Genomic DNA, 20,007 nt, shown 5'->3' with positions numbered 1-20,007 from the left:
CTCGCCCGCCCCCGTCTCGATCAGGCAGACTTGTACACCGCTTCGATGTTGTTCCCGTCAGGATCGAGCACATATGCGGCGTAATACCCCCTTTCCCGGTCGCCCGGTTCGCCGTTTCCCTTTCCTCCGTTGGCAAGCGCCGCTTCATAGAATGTGTCGACAGCCTCCCGCGACGGAGCACTGAAGCATATGTGTATCGGGCTACGCGAAGATTTGTGGTCTTCATTCCAGAAGCCGGGCGCATCCGGTCCGACATAGAGGAACCGATCTCCACTTTGCTCTCCGACAATGAAAGCTCCGTTCGGATGACGCTGGATGATGGGCAGGCCCAATGGCATAAGCGCCGCCGCGTAGAACGCCGCCGCGCTTTCGGCGTCCCTGACAATGATTCCGAGGTGGTCGAACATACTTGAACCCTCCAGCCAGAAAACCACGAACCCGGTTCATCCAAATCGTCGGAAGCCCTGGCGTGCAGGGTTTCTCCCGGTTATCGGCAACACTTCCCGAATGGATGATCCCGGCCCGGTCACCCAACATCATTGACCATGACCCTGCGGAAAAACAGGTTTATGTCGCCTCAAAGCGTGCAACTGACGGTCTTTGACGGCGCTGCGGTTATACGTCACACTACGCTGGGTTGGCGTGGAGTGGAGCGGGGCTACCCAAAAAGAACAATCGCAAATCAGGCTTATCTCTCCCCTACTCGCCCTTGAGGCAGGAACTCTGGCTGTTCTTGCCGGAACCAGACGGGAGGGATGTTTGTTCAACAAAATACTGATTCCGATCGACCTGAAGCATGCGGACAACCTGGAAAGGGCTGTTTTCACGGGAGCATATCTCGCGAAACAGGGCGATATTCCGGTTGTCTTTGCCGCTGTGACAACGGCGGCGCCGAGCGGTCTGGCGCATAACCCGGACGAATTCCGGTCGAAGCTTGCCGCATACGCGGAGACCCAGGCTGGAAAACACGGCATTCAGGCAACCGGCCACGCCGTGTTCTCGCACGATCCGACAATCGATCTGGAGGATGCGCTGCTGCGGGCCATTCAGGAAACCGGCGCGGACCTCGTCGTCATGGCGACACACATCCCCAATGCCACCGATCATTTCTGGCCGTCCAACGGCGGCAGGGTCGCATCGCATGCGGATGTGTCCGTTTTCCTCGTCAGATAATTCGAAGCCTAGAACCACAAGGAAGGCTCCATGAGCGACAACGCTGCCAATCAGGGCATTCCGGATCCGGAAGGGCCCGCCAACGTCATCGACACCGAATACGAAATCGGACAGGACAACATCGAAACCAGGCTGGGGCCGTTCAATCTGGACATTCACAACCCCGTTTTCATGGTCTCGGGTCTCACCATTGCCCTGTTCACCTTTCTGACCATGGCGTTTCAAAACGACGTCGGACCGGTCTTCGACACCCTGCGCAAATGGCTGACGTCCAATCTCGACTGGTTCTTCATCATCTCCGGCAACATCTTCGTGATTGTCTGCCTGGCGCTGATCGTCACGCCATTGGGGAGTGTCCGCATCGGCGGCAAGGACGCCGAACCCGACTACAGCTACTTCGGCTGGTTCGCGATGCTCTTCGCCGCCGGCATGGGCATCGGCCTGATGTTCTTCGGAGTTCTGGAACCCGTTTATCACATGGCGTTTTCGTCGCCCCTGGGCGTCCCTTCGCCCTTTGACGGCGACGGAAACCTGATTGAAGAAAACGTCGCGGCCGCCAAGGCCATGGGCATGGCCGCAACGATTTTTCACTGGGGGCTGCATCCCTGGGCGATCTACGCGGTTGTTGCCCTCGCGCTGGCGCTGTTTTCCTTCAACAAGGGCCTGCCCTTGACGATGCGGTCAGTCTTTTACCCGATTTTCGGTGAACGGACCTGGGGCTGGCCGGGCCATATCATCGATATCCTGGCCGTGTTCGCAACGCTCTTCGGGCTTGCAACGTCGCTTGGCTTCGGTGCCCAGCAGGCCAATGCCGGCCTCGACTTCGTGTTCGGAATTCCCATCAGCACCACCGCACAGGTTGTTCTGATCATCGGTATCACCGCCGTTGCCCTGATTTCCGTGTTGCGCGGTCTGGACGGCGGCGTGAAGGTGCTCTCCGAAGTCAATATGCTGATTGCCGCGCTGCTGCTGCTCTTTGTCATTATAGCGGGCCCCACCGGTACACTGGTCTCCGATTTCGGCGCGAACATCTGGTCCTATGCCCGGGAAATCATCCCCCTCTCCATGCCCTTCGGCAGGGAGGACGACGGCTTCCGCCAGGGCTGGACCTCCTTCTACTGGGCCTGGTGGATCTCCTGGTCGCCCTTTGTCGGCATGTTTATCGCCAGGGTCAGCCGCGGGCGCACGGTTCGCGAGTTCGTGATCTGCGTGCTGATCATTCCGTCGATTGTCTCCGTCATGTGGATGACGGCCTTCGGCGGCACCGCGATCGAACAGGTGCTCACCAACGAGGCAAGCCAGGTGCATGAGTATGTGATCGCGAGCTACAGTCCGGAACTGTCCCTGTTCGGCATGCTGGCGGATCTGCCCATGGCGTCGATCACATCGTTCATCGGGATCGTTCTGGTGATCGTCTTCTTCGTCACCTCCTCCGACTCCGGATCGCTGGTGATCGACACGATTACGGCTGGCGGCAAGGTCGACGCACCCGTCTCCCAGCGTGTCTTCTGGTGCACATTCGAAGGCCTCGTCGCCATCGCGCTGTTGCTGGGCGGAGGACTTGGGGCGCTCCAGGCGATGGCGGTGTCGACCGGCTTCCCCTTCACCATCGTCCTTCTGATGGCCTGCTACGCCATCATCAAGGGCTTGCGGGACGAGCCGAGATAGGAAAGAGCAGAAAAAGCGGGCGGCTCCGCCGCCCGTCCGACCGCTGCCGAACCTCCCGCTGCCGGTCCGCAGTTTGTCCGGCCGGACGCGTTTGACGTCCAGTCGGAACCGCTACTCGGCCAGCCTTGGCGCGAGCCGCACCCCAGGTGGCGGAGAACTTTCCCGAACCTGCAAGCGCGGTTCGATGACGATGGGTGTATTGGGAACCCGTTCGCCGGCGATCTGCCTGAGCAGTGTCAGTGCTGCCAGCCGTCCGATCTTGTCCGGCTGGTTGGATACCGTCGTCAGCGCCGGGGTCCTCGCATCGGCACCGTCGATGTCGTCGTAGCCGGTAATCGCCATGTCGGGCCCGGGCTCGACCCCCATCCGGCGCAAGGTCGTCATCATCCCGAAGGCGACCAGGTCGTTGAACCCGACAATCGCCGTCGGCCGGTTCTCCTCCTGAAGGATTTTCGCGACGGCGGCGCGGCCGTCGGCCTGCGTCATGAGTTCCGGCAGATCGATCTGTTCGCCGGGATCGATGCCAACCTCATCCAATGCCTTGCGCCAGCCGGCGTTGCGCTGCCGGCCCGTGGAGCTTTCCCGCCGCCCCCCGGCCATGGCGATTCTTCTGTGGCCCTGTTCGATCAAGTGCCGGGTAATCTGATAGGTTCCCGCAGTGTCGTCCCCGCGCACACAGGGCGCCCAGACGCCCGGAACTTCGCGCGCGACGAGGGTCACCGGGATACCCTGCCCCACCAACCGGTTGATCTCTTCCGCGGAGGTTCCAACCGATGGGCAGAGGATCAGGCCGTCGGCCCTGTGCTGCAGAAGCGTGTTGACGAAGGCCCGTTGCCTCTTCACGTCGTCGCGGTGATTGCAGATGAAGATCATCTGCCCCTGCTCTTCCAGAACATCTTCGAGAGCGGAAAAGACTTCGGCGAAATAGGGGTTCTGGATGTCGTGAACCGCCACACCGACAATCTGGCTGCGCGCGGTCCTGAGCGACGCCGCCGACCGGTTATAGATGTAACCGATCTCCTGAGCCGTCTGCTTGACTTTCGCCCGCGTTTCCTCCGCAACCAGCGGACTGTCCCGCAATGCCAGGGAAACGGTCGCAGTGGAAATGCCGAGTTGATCGGCGATATGTCCGAGCGTCAGCCGTTTACCGGGTTTTGCAGGAAGTTCAGGGGACGTGGGTCCGTTGTCTTCAGACATTCATTGTTCTCATTCACCGCGGCGCGCTTGCTCGGGACCGTTATAGCCCTCCTTTGCCCTGGTAAACAGGCAATAAACCGACCGGCGACCCTTTGCCTCCGGATTGGGACCATTTGACGGCAGAAAAGCCATCTCTCGCTCCGAAGGCAGGGAAGACCGTCGCATTGCAGCGGACACGCGACGACAAGTGCCGGACCTCTCCCGGGAAAAGAAAACCTTTCCGCGCGAATGCGAAACCTCCGCCAGCAGCCAGGTTTTCATGGCGACTATTTCTTGTACTGCGGTGCCGACTCGTCGAATTCCTCGCGCAGATTGACGACGACACGGCGGTTTTGCGCCTGGCAGGTCAGTTTGTCGCAGTCGGTCACGGGACGTTCGACGCCATAGCCTTTGACCCACATGCGCTTCTGTGGAACCCCGAGCTTGACCAGTTCCGCCATAACCGCGTTCGCCCGTTGCGTGGACAGCGTTTTCTGCGCCGCCTCGCTGCCCGGATCGTCGGCGTGCCCCTGCACCTTCACCAGCCATTTCCTGTTGGTCTTGAGCCAGGTTGCCTGATTCCGGATCGTCATCATCGCTTCGTCGCTCACCGTCGCGGATCCTTCCGAGAAATAGATCCGCCGGCCGACATTGATGATGAATTCCTCCTCGGAACCACTCTTGATACTGGCGAAACCGGCCGCCGGTGCGTTTGTGATATCCGGCGACGACAGGCTGCCTGCGCTGTTACAGGACGCCAGTGCAGTCCCGCACAAGACGGCAATCGCAATGCCTCGGCCCTTCGAGCCCAACCAATTGTTCAAGGAGTCCCCCAACCCGCTGCGTCTGAAATTTGGAGCGCCGCCTTCAACCGGCATCCGCTCCCAGGTGTTCAAGCACCAAAACAGCCGTTCCTTTCGGGCAGCGTTGGTACAGATCGATAATGTCTTCCGGGAACATCCGGATACAGCCGCTCGACACGTCGCTGCCGATGCTCCAGGGCTCCAGGGTTCCGTGCAGCCTGTATCCGAGATCGCGGCCGTCGCGATAAAGATACAACGCGCGCGGCCCCAGAGGATTGTTGGCGGCCCCGCCTTCTACCAGTCGCGGCAGGTCCGGCTGGCGCTGGAGCATTTCCGGTGGCGGAACCCAGCGCGGCCAAAGCGCCTTTCGGTCGATGCGCGCGCGGCCATACCACTTGAACCCCTCCCTGCCGACACCGACGCCGTATCTGAGAGCGGTGTTGTTTTCCCAGATCCAGTAAAGGAAGTGATGCTTCGTATCGACAACCACGGTTCCGGGCGGTTCCGGGCTGAAGTATTTCACCATCTGGCGCTGCCAGCCCTTGTGAATGCGGTTGAAGTTGGTGCGCCGGTAGCGAAACCCGTTGTCGTCCTGATACCCGTTGAAGTAGGCATTCGCCGCGGTGTTGGCGCGCGCGATGCACGGCATCGCAAGCGTTCCGGCAACGGCGGCCGCCCCTCCCAGAAAAGTTCTGCGGTCGACTTCCATCCTATACCCCCTACAGGCTGGTGTCCGTGAGTGTCTCACGCTTCCTTGTCAGACCGTATTAAACCGGGAATTCCGCGATCCCGTCAACCTTCGTGAATGCCGGCACCCGCCGCAAGGCCTTGTTTGAATTCAAAGTCCACGAACCCGTTCGCGGTAAAGGATGTAGAGGCCTGAGGATACGACGATCGCCGCTCCGATGAGGGTCGTCGCGGTGGGAATGTCCAGGAAGACCAGATAGCCGAGGGCGATCATCCACACGATCTGCATGTACATGAAGGGCGCCAGAACGGGCGCTGGAGCAATCCTGTGCGCCAAGATGAACAGGAAATGCCCGCCGCCGCCGAAGGCTCCGGTCGTCAGCAACAGCCCCCAGGTCCACAGGTCCGGCGGGGTTTCCCAGACGGACAGTCCCGCCGGCGCCATTGCCACTGCGGCGACGATGCCGGAGATGATCAGCATGCCGGCCGACCCGTCCGTCGCGGTCAACTGACGCGTGAGAAGCGAATAAAACGCGTAAAAAAGCATTGCTCCGACGGAAAAGAACGCGGCCCAGTGCATGCCGCCAAGGCCAGGACGGGTCACGACCAAAACGCCGATGAACCCGATAATGATCGCGATCCACCTCCGCAAACCGGCCCACTCGCCGAGAAAGGGGCCCGCCAGCGCGGTGATCACAAACGGAGCCGCAAACATGATCGCGGTCGTTTCGGCAAGTTGCAGGTAGCGCAGGGCCACGAAATTGCACACGGTGGTCCCAAGCAGGCAGAACGCGCGCACGATCTGGAGAACCGGCCGCCGGGTCTTGAGCAGCGACGGCTTTTTCCAGACCTGGAACAAAAGGCCCGCGATCACCACATGGCTGACGAAGCGCATCCACACGATCTGCAGGGTCGGCAGATCCGCGGAGAGATACTTGACCGTGGTATCGAGCGCCGAGAAACTCAGGCTGGCCATGGCAATAAGGGCGATCCCGGCTAGGGGTGCCGCTGTCTGCGCGCGGGCCGGCTGTCCCTGAGTTTCTTGCACCATGTTAAAAGGCCTTTTGGTTACAATCGGTCCGTCACGGATCGCGACTCAATTCCGGCAATGCTCCTTCTCCACAATGCTCCGGCACCGGAAGAAAGGACATTTCGAGAGCCCACGATCCTGAGCGAAACGCGGGCCGGACAGACGGGGACGACATGCCAGTTGCAGGAATTGAGACATGGCTGGGACGCCTGTCCATCGAGGAAACGGACGGCGCGATTACCCGAATACACTGGAATGAGGCCGGGAGCCAAGACAAAACGCCCCTGCTTGAGGAGGCCTGCGATCAGCTCAAGGCTTATCTGGAGGGAAGCTTGCTTACTTTCGATCTGCCGTTGCGCCCGAAAGGCGGCGCGCTGCATCAGGCCGTATTCCAGGCGATGCTGGACATTCCCTATGGCGAGACCAGAACCTACGGCGACCTGGCAAAAGACCTGAACACCTATGGACAACCGATCGGCCAGGCGTGCGGCGCCAATCCGATCCCGATCGTCATCCCGTGTCACCGCATCCTGTCGGCCAACGGTCTCGGCGGCTATTCCGGAGCCGGAGGGCTCGATACGAAAATAGCCCTTTTGAAACTCGAGGGCGGATATCCGTTTCTCGTTTAGAAGATGACGAACCCGGCGACCACCATCGCGGCGCCGAGCGCGGACCAGATGAGAAAGTCATTCAGGCGCGATTGACGTGACCCGGTCTCCTGCCAGCCACGCATTTGCGGAAGGGACCGCAGGCCGAATTGCGAACGCTTCACGGACGCACTGGAAACCTCGCGAAAACGCCGGCGCAGGTCGGCTGCCTTGCGCGCGCCTCGGTCTTCATTGATCGTGCGGACTTTCATCTGCTGCCTCAATCGCCTCACTCTGGAACATGATGCAATGAGGTGGTTTTCGAGCCGGACGATTTCAAATGAGCGATTTGTAATGTTCGGACCGGCGGGTAGGATCCAGTTGCGTCTGATGTCCACCGCAAAGTCGGCAGCGAACTTCAGATCCAATTGACCAGCGGCACTGGCTGCCGCTCACCTGACTGTCTTGCGGCTTTCACGAAGACCACGTAGGAAACGAGCACGTCCACAGATGCGGTCCGTCCATGCAGGCACCTTCCCCCCCATCGGAAACAGTCCGTCAGGACGGTACGTCGCATTCCCCGCGCCCCTCCCTGGGCGAGGTCACACGCGTGTCGCTCAAGGTCGGTCTGCTTTCGTTCGGCGGACCGGCAGCACAGATCTCCGTGATGCACCAGGAGTTCGTCGAGAACAGGAAATGGCTCACCGAGGACCGGTTCCTGCATGCGCTCAACTACTGCATGCTGCTGCCGGGGCCTGAAGCCCAGCAGCTTGCGACCTACTGCGGCTGGCTCAGCGCGCGGGCCCTGGGCGGCCTTGTCGCGGGTCTCCTGTTCATTCTCCCCGGCGCTTTCGCGATGGCGCTTGTCAGCTACGTCTACGCCGCCCACGGCGACACCACGATCATCGCTTCCATTTTCTACGGCGTGAAGGCGGGCGTTCTGGCGATCGTTGTGCAAGCCCTCTTGAAGATCGGCAAAAAAGCTCTGACAACGCAGCTTGCCTGTATGATCTGCGGCCTGTCGTTTTGCGCCCTGTTCTTCTTCTCGGTTCCCTTCCCGATCGTGATTTTCGGCGCAGCGCTCGCCGGCCTGTTTTTTGGCGACGCATCCGGCACGCTGAGAAATGAGCGGGATGATGCCACCGGCAAGAAAGCCTCGCTCGCGGCAACCGCCCGAACCCTTGTCATCGGCGTGACCGTCTGGGCCCTGCCTCCCCTGGCCGCGGTTCTGTTTCTCGCTCCGGGAAATGTCTTCGCGGAGATCGCGGAGTTCTTCTCGCTCCTGGCCGTTGTCAGTTTCGGCGGCGCTTATGCGTTGCTCAGCTACATGGCCCAGGTCGCGGTCGAGAGCAAAGCCTGGCTGAGCGCCGGGGAAATGCTCGACGGCCTCGGCCTTGCCGAGACGACGCCTGGCCCCCTGATCCTGGTCACCCAGTTTGTCGGTTTCCTGGGTGGGTGGCGCGAACCGGCGCCGTTTCAACCCCTGACCGGTGCTTTGCTTGCGGCAGCCATGACGACCTGGGTCACCTTCGCCCCGAGTTTTCTGTTCATTCTCGCCGGTGCACCGTGGATGGAAAAGCTTCGGGGAAACGCGAAACTGGCCAGGGCCCTTTCGGCGATCACGGCCGCCGTCGCGGGAACGGTCTTGAACCTGGCGATCTGGTTCGCGCTTCACGTGCTCTTTGCAAAGACCGACACACTCACGTTCGGAGCGTTCCAGCTGCTGTGGCCGGATGTATTCAGCCTGGATCCGGTTCTTTTGGGAATTGCTCTGGTGGCGGCAATACTGGTCTTCGCCGCCCGGCGCGGCATGGCCACGGTCCTGATCGCGACCGCAGCGCTCGGTTTTGTTGCAAAAATGCTTTGACTGAAAGAACGCTCAGGCGGCCGAGAGTTCCTTGTCCTTGTCGGCCTTATCCTTGGCCTCGGCCTCGGCGTTCTCGTCCGCTTCCGGTTCCAGGTCGTCTTCGTGATCCGGATCGTCGTCAATGGCGATGGACAGGTTCTTTTCCACCTGGCGCAGCAGTTTGCGCAGCTTCTTTCGGTCCTTGTCGTCCAGGCCGGACATGGCCTCCCGCTCCAGACGTTTCCAGGCCTTGTCGACGGAAAGCACCAGCTCCCGGCCGGTCTCCGTCAGATAGACCCGCGCCAGCCGGCCGTCCGTGTCGGACACCTGGCGCCTGACATAGCCCTGGCTGGACAAGCGCGTGACCATTTTCGTAACCGTTGGCGGCTGCACGCCAAGCGCCAGCGCCAGTTGGCTCATCGTGCGTCCGTCGGTATCCGCCAGGACTTTCAAAACGAGTTCCTGGCCGGGATGCAGACCGATGCGCATCAGATGGGCGCCGGAGCGCGCCCGCTGCGCCTTGGCGGCCTGAACCAATCGAAAAGTAATACTCTTCTTGTAATTGAAAGCCATAGCCCTGACACCTGCGCTCAAATCAACTCGAATCACGTTCACCTTCTGCGAGCGCACCCTAACCAGAGTATTTAACCGTCAAATGACACAACTGACCGGGTGAAGGATTTGGGTGGCATGGGCGAAGTCCGATTGTCCTTTACCCTCTAAAAAGAAGCGCCGTTTCATGCGGAAAACCGGCTTCCAAACGCTAAAGCCGCACCGCCGCAAACAGGGTCTTTTTCCGTAAAAAACTGAGCAGCCGCAACATTATCGCGCATCCGGCAAACCAAGTGGCTCCCGTTACTTTGGCGGTTACGGCTTCACTTTGAGTGCGCCGGCCAGGAACGGCAGACTGACGGTTAGAAGCGCAACGGCAAGGAAGGAGGCCCGCAGCGAAATCAGGTCACCGACAAAGCCTAGAAGGGGCGGACCGAACAAAAAAGCTCCATAGCCGAGCGTCGCAACGGCAGCGAGGGCCGCGCCCTTCGACATGACAGGGTCACTCGCAGCCCTGGACATGGCGATGGGAAACAACACCGCGTAGCCGAGCCCCATCACGAAGGCCCCCGCCCAGACGATCCAGATGTTCACACCGGAGACGAACAGAAGGCAACCGAGAAACGCGACGACACCGCTCACCCGTGCCACAGGCACCGGCCCGAACCGGGCAATGATCCGGTCGCCGGAAAGACGCATGATGACCATGGCAACGGAGAAGACCGTGAACGCCGTCGGCGCGATCGACCCGGCGTAACCGAGGTCGACGATCTGGTAAAGCGCGGCCCAGTCGGTGACCGCTCCTTCCCCCAGTGCGGCCACAAGGGCGATAAGGCCCACGAACACCAGAGCGCCTTTGGGCACCGCGAACAGCGGGGCCCTGGTTTTTTCGCCGGCAGCCGAAATTTCGCTGTGCCAGCGCTGAAGGGCGGTGCGCGCGAGGAGCGGCACGGAGAGAGCGAACCAGAGACCGAAATGAACGGGAATGCTCAAACCAGCCTCGATCGCGAAACCGCCGGCCGCGGCGGCGGCCCCCGCGCCCAGACTGAAGAGACCGTGAAACGAATTCATCAAGGGCCTCCCGAGCCGGGCCTCTATTTCGGAGCCCCAGCCGTTCATGGCCACGTCGAGAGCACCGAAGGAAAATCCGCCAAGGAAAAGAGCCGGTGCTAGCAGAGGGGTTGACGGAGTCAGTCCGATCAACAGGAAGCTGCCGGCGGTCGCGGCCGTGAACACCTTCGTTACCGGCGCCGCGCCTTTTCGGTCAACCAGCTTTCCCGTGAGAGGAAAGGCAGCAAACGCTCCGCAGGCCATCACCAGAAGCAGCATTCCGAAACCGCTTTCGTCCAGGCCGGCAGCCGCCTTGATGTCCGGAATTCTTGACGCCCACAAGCCGACAAAGGACCCGCACATGAAGAAGACGGCTGATACAATCCAGCGCGCGGCGGGCGCGTGATCTTGTCGGGTGTTTTTCATACGTCACGCGCGAGGACAGGACGGATCTCGTCGGGAAAGAAGGGGGGCTTCGGAGCCAGCTTGAAAGAACTGGCCAAACTGGAAAGCCAGCGCCCTTGTGTCATGCCTTGAGCAAACTCACAAGAAGATTTCCGGGAAAGTCGGCCTGGCGGTCTTCAGGGTATGGACAGAAAGATCCGCGACAAAGGGAAACTCTACGAGACCAGGGTGTTGAACAGGGACTGGGCGTCGTCGATCCGCTGCAGCGCGGACTGATAGGCAGCCGCGGCTTTTTCAGCATCTTTGCCGCGCTGCGTTTCGCTGGCCCCCGCGTCCGCCTTCTCATCGGCCGGCGCGCCGGCTGGGTTCTCGGACTGCTGATCCGCGCCGGCCTCCGCCGCCTCGCCTGACCCTGGAGCCCCGGCCTCGCCCTCTTCATCCCCGTTGAGTTCCTCTGCCTTCTGCTGACGCAGTTCCGCCTGGGCCTCGGACAATTGCGAGCGCGCCTGCTGGGCCACTTTGAGATCCTGGGACGAAGGTTCGGCCGGTGCCGTGGCGGCACGGATGACGATCTGCATCTTCCGGACGGTCGCCTCCGGAGTTCGTTCCTTGGCGGTGTCGATCTGGACTTCGCCGCCGATCGCGTAGCGTTTGCCGTCGGGGCCCTGCTGGAAGGTGTAGGACGGCGCGCTGGCATAGGCCCCGCCGACGCGCGCATGCGCCTGTTCGTGGGCCCGCACCTCCCGGTCCCGCTGAGCCAGTTTTTCGACCTGCTTTTCCTCAGCCTCGTTGAGACCGTCGCCGTCCGCATCCTCCTCCTCTTCGGGGTCGTCCTGCGTTTGCGCCACCGCCCCGGAGCTCTGCCCCTCCTGCGATCCGGCGTCGGCACCGTCGTCCGGCTGGCTCCGCGCTCCGGTCTCGTTCCCGGTCTCTGTCTTTTGCAGCGCGATCACGGCCTCCGGCGTGAGCACAGCAACGCCACCGGTCCGTATCGCCTCTTCTTCAGAAGGAAGACCAGCCACAACGTCTTCCGTCCGGCCGGAAGAAGCATCTTCCGCTCCGGAGACAGGGAGACCGGCCGCAGCGCCGACTTTTGTCGGACTTGCGGGTGCATTGGACAAGAGCGTACCAATCATGACGGGAAGTGTCGGCGCAAGAAATCAGCAAATTGTTAAACCGAGTTCCCCAACGGCATCATTTCTTCGTGATGCACGCTGAACGAAACTGCCCCCTGGCCCCGCTTGCCTGTCCGGCGCGACTGTGCAAAAGCAGATGCGCTCGCCGTTTGAGCCAAGAAGCTTCGAACATCATCGCTGGAAAAACACAGGAAATGACATGCTTCCCAAGCGCTTCTGGCAGGAGATGACCGCCGAAGACTTTCAGGACCCAAACCGCGAGAACTGGATCGCGGTGCTTCCGGTCGCCGCTGTCGAACAGCACGGCCCCCATCTACCGCTCAGCACCGACACGGCAATCGCGGAGGGGCAGATCGGTCGTGTCCTGGATCTCCTGCCGACAGGCCTTCCCGTCACTTTCCTGCCGGTCCAGACCGTCGGCAAGTCGGACGAACACATTTCCTCTCCCGGCACACTGACCCTTTCCTGGGACACGTTGACGCGCGCCTGGTTCGAAATCGGTGAAAGCGTCGCGCGTGCCGGACTTCGCAAACTGGTTCTGATCAACTCGCATGGCGGCAACGTCCCCGTTCTCGATATCGTCGCCCGGGAGTTGCGGGTGAAGCACGACATGTTCGTGACGGCAACGAACTGGCTGCGGTTCGGTCAACCGGAAGGGCTCTACAGGGAAGAGGAATTTACCTACGGCATACACGGTGGCGATATCGAAACCTCGCTGATGCTTCACTTGCACCCGGACCTTGTCCGGATGGAGGCAGCCACGGACTTTGGCTCGGAACAGCAGCGCTTTCTTCAGGAGTTCAAGCATCTGCGCGGGCACGGCAAAGCCCAGTTTGGCTGGAAGGCTCAGGACCTCAACACCGCTGGCGCGCTCGGGAACGCCGCATTGGCAACCGCCGAAAAAGGCAGGCGATCGCTCGACCACGCGGCGAGGGGCTTCATCGAATTGCTGCAGGACATTGAGGCCTACGATCTCGACCGTCTCTGGAACCCGGGCGCTTGAAGCCGGCGCCTCCGCTCATTCGGCCGGGCCTCCCTCGTAACCGCGGCCAGCGGCTCGGCCCATCGAAAAAATAAACAACTTAGAGTTTCATCAGAAGATGTATTTCGAATACCTGAAATCGGAAAAAACAGCCAACTAAAGAAGCCGCAATTCACAAGTCACACTATCTTTTTGGTTTATTTGTCGCGTAGTTGACCTTAGCCAGTTTAAGATACACAGTGCTGGACGCAGAGTCTGAGGGAGCGGTTTGCGCGAAACGATGAATCTGTCTATTCGACAACTGGCGACGTTTCGCGAAGTCATGCGCAGCGGTTCAATTTCCGAAGCCGCTCGAACGCTTGGCAGAACACAACCTGCGGTAAGCTCCACCATCGCGGGGCTCGAAACCGAACTTGAGTTGAAACTCTTCATGCGGGAACAGGGAAGGCTTGTTCCAACGCCGGAAGCCGAGTTCTTTCTCGAAGAAGCGGAAGCAATTCTCAAACGGCTGGAAACCTCCAAGCGAACCCTGCGCGGACTGGCGAACAGGGAACACGGGCAGTTGCGGGTCGCCGGCGTTCCGGAAGCATCCACGGATTTCCTGCCGAAATGCCTGTCGCAATTCGTGGAAGACAAGCCCAGCGTGAAGGTAGCGCTGGCCAGCCGCTCCTCGGCGGAAATCGAAGAGCTTATCGCGGCCCAGCAATTCGATATCGGGTTCGCGGAGACGCCGCGGGCGCGCAACTCCTTCGATCAGATCGACTTCGACATGGAATGCATGTGCGCCCTTCCGGCCACCGACCCGCTTGCCTCGAAAGAAACCATCACCCCCGCAGACCTGGATGACTATCCGCTGGCTCTGCTCCAGTCCGAGCATCGCAGCCATAAGCAGATCCTGTCCCGCTTTCGCGACGCCGGTTCCCGCTTCAATCAGCGTTTCGAGTTGCAGGCGGCGCAGCCCGGGCTGCAATTCGTCAAGGCCGGTCTCTGCGCCCTCATCTGTGACATGATCACAGCCTATGAGGCACAGGAAAGCAGTCGGCTCGGCATGGGGCCGCCGATGATCGTCTTCAGGCCTTTCCGTCCGCGCATTCAAAGCAGCTTTTCCATTCTGACGCCCACGCACCGGCCGATCTCGATCGTGGCGCAGGATTTCTGCGATTTCCTGTCCGCCGAAGTGGCGACAATTCGCTCGGCCATGATCAAACGGGGCACCTGACGAACGGCGCGTATTGTCCCTGTTTTGCGGCACCGGCGTTTGCGGCTTGAATCCCGGGAACTTTTCAGGATTTCGCAACGCGGGAAACCCCACCTCCTCGCGCTCCGTCACCGGATTGTCGCCTCCTGGCCGAATTCATGGATCGCCATCCTGGCAGGAGAGCATACCCGCCACAGCCGCCTGGCCGAGGGAAAGACCGCCATCATTGACGGGAAACTCACGGGGAACAAGAACGCTGAACCCACATGCGATGAGCCGCCGGTGCAGCCCTTCCGCCAGTATCCTGTTCTGCATCGCGCCACCCGACAGAACGATCCGGTTCACCTCCCGCTCGCCGGCCAATTGCGCGCTGACACTGCTCAAGCTATCGAGGAGGCCAAGATGAGCCCGAGCCGATATCCGGCCCGCACAGACCCCTTTTTTCAGGTCGCTCAGCAACGCTTCCCAGAACGGCGCCCAGGACAGAACCACGGGTCGGCCAGACGAAACCGCGACCGGATATCCGCTCTCCCGTTCCAGATACGGCCCCGCCAAAGCCTCCAGTGCCGCCCCGGTTTGGCCTTCGTAGCTCTGCCGGTCGAAACAGACCCCCAGCGCGGCGGCCACGGCATCGAACAGCCGCCCCGCCGACGACGACAGGGGCGAATTCAACCGCTTCTCGATCATCCGCTCCATAACCGGCAGGTTCTTCTCGGACAGCAATTCCTCAAGCCCGGTTCCGGCAAGTTTCGACCGGTAACCCGGCCCGAAGGCGGCGATCAGATGAGCGGTCAGGTTCCGCCAGGGCTCGCGCACGGCTGCCCCTCCTCCCGGCAGAGCCACCGGCAGGAAGTGTCCTGTCCGCTCAAAGCCGCGATAGCCGCCGGTCAGCAACTCGCCCCCCCAGACGGTACCGTCCCGTCCGTAACCGGAACCATCCAGGACGATTGCGAGCGTCTCATCGGCGCCCGGCTCCACACGCGCTTCCGCAAGACAGGCCCCCAGGTGGGCATGATGGTGCTGCACTTCGACCAGCCCGATTCCTGTTTCCTCCGCCAGATTTCGGCCCAACCGCGCCGACAGGTAATCCGGATGACAGTCCACGGCGATCCGCTCCGGTTCGAAATCGTGGATCTCGCGGTAAAGGCTCAGGTTGTCTTCAAAGTCCCGCAGCGCGCGCCGGTTTTCCAGGTCGCCCATGTGCTGCGACATTACCGCCTCGCCGTCGCGCAACAGGCAGAATGCTGCCTTCAGATCGCCTCCCATCGCAAGAATACGAGGCGCGGCAGTAAAGGCCCCGTGAAGCCTGAAGGGGGCTGGCGCATAGCCCCGCGCACGGCGGAAAACGGCCGGTTTGCCTATCCGGATGCCGGCAACGCTGTCGTCAAGCCGGTTCACGATCGCCCTGTCGTGCATCAGAAAGCCGTCGGCGATACCGCCGAGCCGGTTTCTGGCGTCCATGTTGTCGATGGCTTGAGGTTCTTCGGACAGGTTGCCGGAAGTCAGGACGATGGGCCCCGGCAACTGCGCCATCAGAAGATGGTGCAAGGGCGTGTAGGGCAGCATCACCCCGTACCGGTCCTGGCCCGGCGCGATTTCTCCGGCAAGACCCGGATCCGCCAATTGCTTCAAAAGCACCACCGGGGCCGCTGAGCTTTCGAGAAGGGACGCTTCAAGCGCGCCAAACTCACAGAATGTCCGCGCCTGCTCAAGATCGCGTGCCATCAGGGCCAGAGGCTTGTCCGGCCGCCTCTTGCGCGCGCGCAACCGACGAACGGCTTCGGGCAACCATGCGCTTGCGGCGAGATGAAAACCGCCAAGCCCCTTCACCGCAACGACCTCTCCCTGGCGAAGGCGCAACGCCGCCTGCTCTATCGGGTCGCCCTCGCCGATCGCCCGGCCGTTCTCCTCATACCAGACACCCGGCCCGCACTGCGGACAGGCATTCGGCTGCGCATGAAATCGCCGGTTCTCCGGAGCGTCATATTCGGCCTGACACTGCTCGCACATCCGGAAGCACGCCATGGCCGTGTTTTCGCGGTCGTAAGGGATTGCCCGGACAATTGAAAATCTCGGACCGCAATGGGTGCAATTGGTGAAGGCATAGCCGTAACGCCTGCTTGCAGGATCGAAGACCTCCTTCAGGCACTGGGGACAAGTCGCGGCGTCCGGCACAATGCCGGTCGCCGCCGGACCCGGAGCGCTTTCGACGATCCGAAACGCATCCGTGTGCGGTTCCGGCAAATCGGTTGCGGGCTCGATCGACACCCTGTCGATGCGCGCCAGGGGCGGCGCCTCCGCTTCCAGACGCTCCAGGAACCGCCGGATCGCCTCGTCCCGTCCCCAAGTCAGAACAAGCACGCCTTCGGCGTCGTTAAGCACCCTCCCCTTCACCCCTTCCTCCAGGGCAAGGCGCCACACAAAAGGCCGGAAACCAACCCCTTGCACAAGACCTTTTATTCGAACGCGCGTTCCTGCCATGCCGTCTTATTAGCAAGGATCGTTGAGCCTTGGTATTCGCGCCTGCAAAAACACACGAACCGCAGAGGCGCCTGAAAACGACGCCTACAGATTTCCGGATCAACGAAAGGTTGTTTCAGATCAGCAGACAGACGGTCACTCCGGCCCACAAGCTGCTCAGACGGCACCGTTTCCAGACAGCAATTCGAAAATGGTTTCAGCGCGAAGACAGGTATTCCAGCTCACTAGAATAATTCTGAAAGGACCTCAAACCAGAGAATTCCGTTAAGTCAGGCCTAGAATCGTGTCAAAAATACTGATTTCTCCGAGACAAAATCACTATTCACTGCCGTCAGCCAGCCAACCAACCACAAAACGACCTCACGAACAAAAAACATTGTCAGATTCACTCATATCTTGAAAATTGCAATTGATAATCAGACCTATCCGAAGATGAGATCCGAATACAACCTGAGTTACACTCTTCAGTTCATCAAATCGATAGTTTTTGCAATGCAGCAGTCAGAATATTACTTTCACAATTCTTATAAAATTCATTTCATCTTAAGAAAGGGTCGGCACTCTGCGAGAAATTGAAAAACCGGAGCAACGTCATGCTTAAGTGGCACACCCCATTGCCAGCCATACTCCTGGCACTGTCTTCACCGGTCGCGGCAGAGACACCGCCGGACCCGACGAGTCTGATCACCCCTGCGGTGATTGAAGGCGTGACGGAGTGGCTTTCGAACCCGATCGTCGCATTGTCGATCAATGCCCAGAACGAACTTCGCGGCGCGTTGACCCAGGACAATATCGACGCACTGGATCAGCAATGGCGCCAGGAGCGCGAGGCAAGCGACAAACCGCTCATTTCCGCAACCTTGTCCGCGCCGCTGTCGATCTACCTGCTCCGGATACAGGCCGGCTCGCTCGGGCTCTATCCGGAAATCTTCGTCATGGACGCGAACGGCTTGAATGTCGGCCAGAGCGCGATCACCGGCGACTACTGGCAGGGCGACGAGGCGAAGTTCCAAAAGACGTTCCCGGTCGGCCCCGACGCCGTCTTCATTGATGAACCCGAATGGGACGAAGATCTGATGATCTGGCGCGCTCAGCTCAACCTGACCGTTACGGATCCGGACACAGGTGAGAAGATCGGTGCCGCCACCGTGGAATTCAACCTCAGTGAACTGCAGCGCCGCCAGGCACCCAACTCATAAGCGAATTTGACCGATGCTCAAGAATCTCTCAGTCAGCAAGAAAATCGCCGCAGGCTTCCTGACGCTTGCGCTTATCGGCGCAGTCGCAGGTGGCGTAAGCATGTACAAGACCGCTTACGCGCTCAAGGAAGTCGAGACCGCAAACCGCCTGTCCGATCTGGCAACAGAGGCCGGAAAGCTCAATGAGCAAATCAACAATCAGGCCCTGTCCCTGAAGTCCTTCCTCCTGACGGGCAACCGGGACTTGTTGCAGCGGACGGAAACGCTCAACGGTACCATTTCAGCTCAGATCTCGAAGGTGGCCTCACTGAGTGGGGCGACCGACCCAGCGTTTCAAAAGCACCTTGAGGACGTCAAGTCGGACTGGAAATCCTGGTACGACAAGATCGCCACCCGTCAGATTGAACTGATGCGCTCACCCGAAACCGTGGACCTCGCGCGCGCCATCGACCTCACGCCGGAAAGCGCGGGTCTGTTGAATGCGGTGCAGCAGCAAAGCAACCAGTTTGCCTCCGCCGTCCACGATGCCCGCCAGCAGTCCGTCATCAGTCAGAACAGCGCAATGGGAACGGTCGAGGCGGTTGCGCTCGCCAGTGCGGTGGTTCTTGCCCTTCTCGCCATAGGCCTCGCCTTTGTCAGCCACGTCCTGGTTTCCAGCCCGCTGACACGTCTTTCTAAAATCACGGAAAAACTTGCGACCGGCGACACTTCCCAGGACATTTCTGTCGGCGACAGAAAGGACGAAATCGGTCTTCTCGGTCGGGCCCTGGGCGTCTTCCGCGAGAACCTGATCCGTACGCGGGAGCTCGAAGAAGCCGCCGCGGTCGAAAAGGAAAATGCCGAGCAGCAAAAACGCGCCGAGATGGAAAAAGTCGCCAACGACTTCGAAAGCACGGTGCTTGAGATCTGCAACGGCATGATCGCCAAACTCGATGAACTGACCGGCAGCGCCGGGTCTCTTCAAACCATCGCCAACACGACAACTGACCAGGCGATTTCGGTGTCCGCTGCCGCGGAACAGGCGACGTCGAACGTCAACACGGTCGCCAGTGCGACGGAAGAATTGTCCGCCTCGATCCGTGCAATCACCGAACAGGTCCGGTCGTCTTCCGACATTTCCCAATCAGCGGCAACGGAAGTCGAGCGGTCCAACCAGGCGGTCGCAACCGTGCAGCAGGTTGTCGCCCGCATCGGCGACGTCACCAAGCTGATCACCGATATCGCCGAGCAAACCAACCTCCTGGCGCTGAACGCGACCATCGAGGCCGCCCGGGCAGGAGAGGCCGGAAAAGGCTTCGCCGTGGTTGCCTCCGAGGTCAAGGCGCTGGCCGAACAGACCTCCAAGGCGACCGAGGAGATCGACCGTCAGATCACGGAAATGCGTCAGGCCGCGGATGCTTCGACGGCTGCGACTGCAACCGTGGCGGATCTTGTGCAGAAGATCGCGGAAAACACGACTGCAATGTCGGGCGCCGCAGAAGAACAGAACCTGGCGACCACCGAAATCGCCAGCAGCGTTTCCGAGGCGGCTCAGGGCACCGAAGGCGTGTCGAGGTCGATCACGGAAGTCAGTGGCGGAGCCAGCAAAACCGCGGAACTGAGTTCAAACATGAACTCGGCGGTCGGCGAACTGCACGACCAGTCCAACAATCTGCAGACCGCCATGCAGGACTTCCTGGCAAAGGTCAGGGCCGCCTAGGCCCTCTCCAGTATCCGAAGCCTGTCCCGAAAGACTGGAGCGCAGACTTGCAGGAAACGTTTCGAGACACTTTCAACGGGCGCGCCTCGCGACAATGCGGTCGCGAAGCGCGCCCGACCTGCTTTCGGGTGGAATCGCTCACGCTACTTTGACGATGACATGAAACGAAAGAGGTGCCCGGGCTTCACGCAAGTCGAACTTCTTCATTTACGCAGCGGAAATAAGTATTTATTACGTTTACAAGCTAGACTGAATTTCGGATTTCAAGAACAGCCAGGAGCGAGACAGCACTCAAATGTTTGGTGACCGGTTTTCTTCTGTTCAACGTCCGGTGG

The 20,007-nt window shown here is 60.5% G+C and carries 18 protein-coding genes; 8 read left to right on the top strand and 10 right to left on the bottom strand.

Annotation, left to right across the window (positions count from 1 at the left end; genetic code table 11):
* Window positions 1-20: 20 nt before the first annotated feature.
* Complete coding sequence (locus JF539_RS18485) at window positions 21-434, bottom strand: VOC family protein (RefSeq protein WP_328809267.1); 414 nt, start codon at window positions 432-434, stop codon at window positions 21-23.
* Window positions 435-759: 325 nt separating this feature from the next.
* Between JF539_RS18485 and JF539_RS18480 the strand changes: the two genes are divergently transcribed.
* Together JF539_RS18480 and JF539_RS18475 are read left to right on the top strand one after the other, a co-directional pair.
* Complete coding sequence (locus JF539_RS18480; RefSeq protein WP_207142197.1) at window positions 760-1,173, top strand: universal stress protein; 414 nt, start codon at window positions 760-762, stop codon at window positions 1,171-1,173.
* A 30-nt stretch (window positions 1,174-1,203) separates the two neighbouring features.
* Entirely contained in the window at window positions 1,204-2,841 is a 1,638-nt protein-coding gene (locus JF539_RS18475; protein ID WP_207142196.1) for a BCCT family transporter, read from the top strand.
* Between the two features lie 111 nt (window positions 2,842-2,952).
* Here JF539_RS18475 and JF539_RS18470 read toward each other — a convergent pair whose 3' ends face one another.
* From JF539_RS18470 to JF539_RS18455, 4 genes are all read right to left on the bottom strand, one after another.
* Window positions 2,953-4,038, bottom strand: coding sequence for a LacI family DNA-binding transcriptional regulator (locus tag JF539_RS18470; protein ID WP_207142195.1), 1,086 nt, complete (start codon window positions 4,036-4,038; stop codon window positions 2,953-2,955).
* 266 nt (window positions 4,039-4,304) lie between these two features.
* A complete protein-coding gene (locus JF539_RS18465; RefSeq protein WP_209017409.1) occupies window positions 4,305-4,841 on the bottom strand; it encodes an OmpA family protein in 537 nt (178 codons plus the stop codon).
* 43 nt (window positions 4,842-4,884) lie between these two features.
* Entirely contained in the window at window positions 4,885-5,529 is a 645-nt protein-coding gene (locus tag JF539_RS18460) for a L,D-transpeptidase family protein (RefSeq protein ID WP_207142193.1), read from the bottom strand.
* A 129-nt stretch (window positions 5,530-5,658) separates the two neighbouring features.
* Window positions 5,659-6,558, bottom strand: a complete 900-nt coding sequence (locus JF539_RS18455; protein WP_207142192.1) for a DMT family transporter — start codon at window positions 6,556-6,558, stop codon at window positions 5,659-5,661.
* Between the two features lie 152 nt (window positions 6,559-6,710).
* Between JF539_RS18455 and JF539_RS18450 the strand changes: the two genes are divergently transcribed.
* Window positions 6,711-7,166, top strand: coding sequence for a methylated-DNA--[protein]-cysteine S-methyltransferase (locus tag JF539_RS18450; RefSeq protein ID WP_207142191.1), 456 nt, complete (start codon window positions 6,711-6,713; stop codon window positions 7,164-7,166).
* Here JF539_RS18450 and JF539_RS18445 read toward each other — a convergent pair.
* The gene (locus JF539_RS18445) at window positions 7,163-7,396 is read right to left on the bottom strand and encodes a hypothetical protein (RefSeq protein ID WP_207142190.1); all 234 of its coding nucleotides are present in this window, start codon (window positions 7,394-7,396) and stop codon (window positions 7,163-7,165) included. The genes JF539_RS18450 and JF539_RS18445 overlap by 4 nt on opposite strands.
* Before the next feature lie 251 nt (window positions 7,397-7,647).
* Here JF539_RS18445 and chrA point away from each other — a divergent pair, with 251 nt between their 5' ends.
* The gene (gene chrA, locus JF539_RS18440; RefSeq protein ID WP_207142189.1) at window positions 7,648-8,991 is read left to right on the top strand and encodes a chromate efflux transporter; all 1,344 of its coding nucleotides are present in this window, start codon (window positions 7,648-7,650) and stop codon (window positions 8,989-8,991) included.
* Between the two features lie 12 nt (window positions 8,992-9,003).
* On the opposite strand, the gene JF539_RS18435 is transcribed toward chrA, so the two are convergent.
* From JF539_RS18435 to JF539_RS18425, 3 genes are all read right to left on the bottom strand, one after another.
* Window positions 9,004-9,543, bottom strand: a complete 540-nt coding sequence (locus JF539_RS18435; RefSeq protein ID WP_207142188.1) for a MarR family winged helix-turn-helix transcriptional regulator — start codon at window positions 9,541-9,543, stop codon at window positions 9,004-9,006.
* 294 nt (window positions 9,544-9,837) lie between these two features.
* Window positions 9,838-10,998 (bottom strand): MFS transporter, encoded by a 1,161-nt coding sequence (locus tag JF539_RS18430; RefSeq protein WP_207142187.1) that lies wholly within the window; start codon window positions 10,996-10,998, stop codon window positions 9,838-9,840.
* A 194-nt stretch (window positions 10,999-11,192) separates the two neighbouring features.
* The gene (locus JF539_RS18425; protein WP_207142186.1) at window positions 11,193-11,999 is read right to left on the bottom strand and encodes a putative metalloprotease CJM1_0395 family protein; all 807 of its coding nucleotides are present in this window, start codon (window positions 11,997-11,999) and stop codon (window positions 11,193-11,195) included.
* A 313-nt stretch (window positions 12,000-12,312) separates the two neighbouring features.
* On the opposite strand from JF539_RS18425, the gene JF539_RS18420 reads away from it, so the two are divergent.
* On the top strand, window positions 12,313-13,116 hold the full coding sequence (locus JF539_RS18420; protein WP_207142185.1) for a creatininase family protein: 804 nt from the start codon (window positions 12,313-12,315) through the stop codon (window positions 13,114-13,116).
* A 259-nt stretch (window positions 13,117-13,375) separates the two neighbouring features.
* Window positions 13,376-14,314, top strand: coding sequence for a LysR substrate-binding domain-containing protein (locus JF539_RS18415; RefSeq protein WP_207142184.1), 939 nt, complete (start codon window positions 13,376-13,378; stop codon window positions 14,312-14,314).
* Between the two features lie 135 nt (window positions 14,315-14,449).
* Here JF539_RS18415 and hypF read toward each other — a convergent pair whose 3' ends face one another.
* Window positions 14,450-16,774: a carbamoyltransferase HypF gene (gene hypF, locus JF539_RS18410; RefSeq protein WP_207142183.1), complete on the bottom strand. Its 2,325-nt coding sequence runs from the start codon at window positions 16,772-16,774 to the stop codon at window positions 14,450-14,452.
* 593 nt (window positions 16,775-17,367) lie between these two features.
* Between hypF and JF539_RS18405 the strand changes: the two genes are divergently transcribed.
* Together JF539_RS18405 and JF539_RS18400 are read left to right on the top strand one after the other, a co-directional pair.
* Window positions 17,368-17,973, top strand: coding sequence for a hypothetical protein (locus JF539_RS18405; protein WP_209017407.1), 606 nt, complete (start codon window positions 17,368-17,370; stop codon window positions 17,971-17,973).
* Window positions 17,974-17,986: 13 nt separating this feature from the next.
* Complete coding sequence (locus JF539_RS18400) at window positions 17,987-19,672, top strand: methyl-accepting chemotaxis protein (RefSeq protein ID WP_207142182.1); 1,686 nt, start codon at window positions 17,987-17,989, stop codon at window positions 19,670-19,672.
* Window positions 19,673-20,007 lie beyond the last annotated feature (335 nt).

This window comes from Roseibium aggregatum (assembly GCF_017309185.1).
GTDB classification, from domain to species: Bacteria; Pseudomonadota; Alphaproteobacteria; order Rhizobiales; family Stappiaceae; genus Roseibium; species Roseibium aggregatum_B.
The sequence above is the reverse complement of the archived record's forward strand: the minus strand, read 5'-3'. Positions and strand labels throughout refer to the sequence as shown.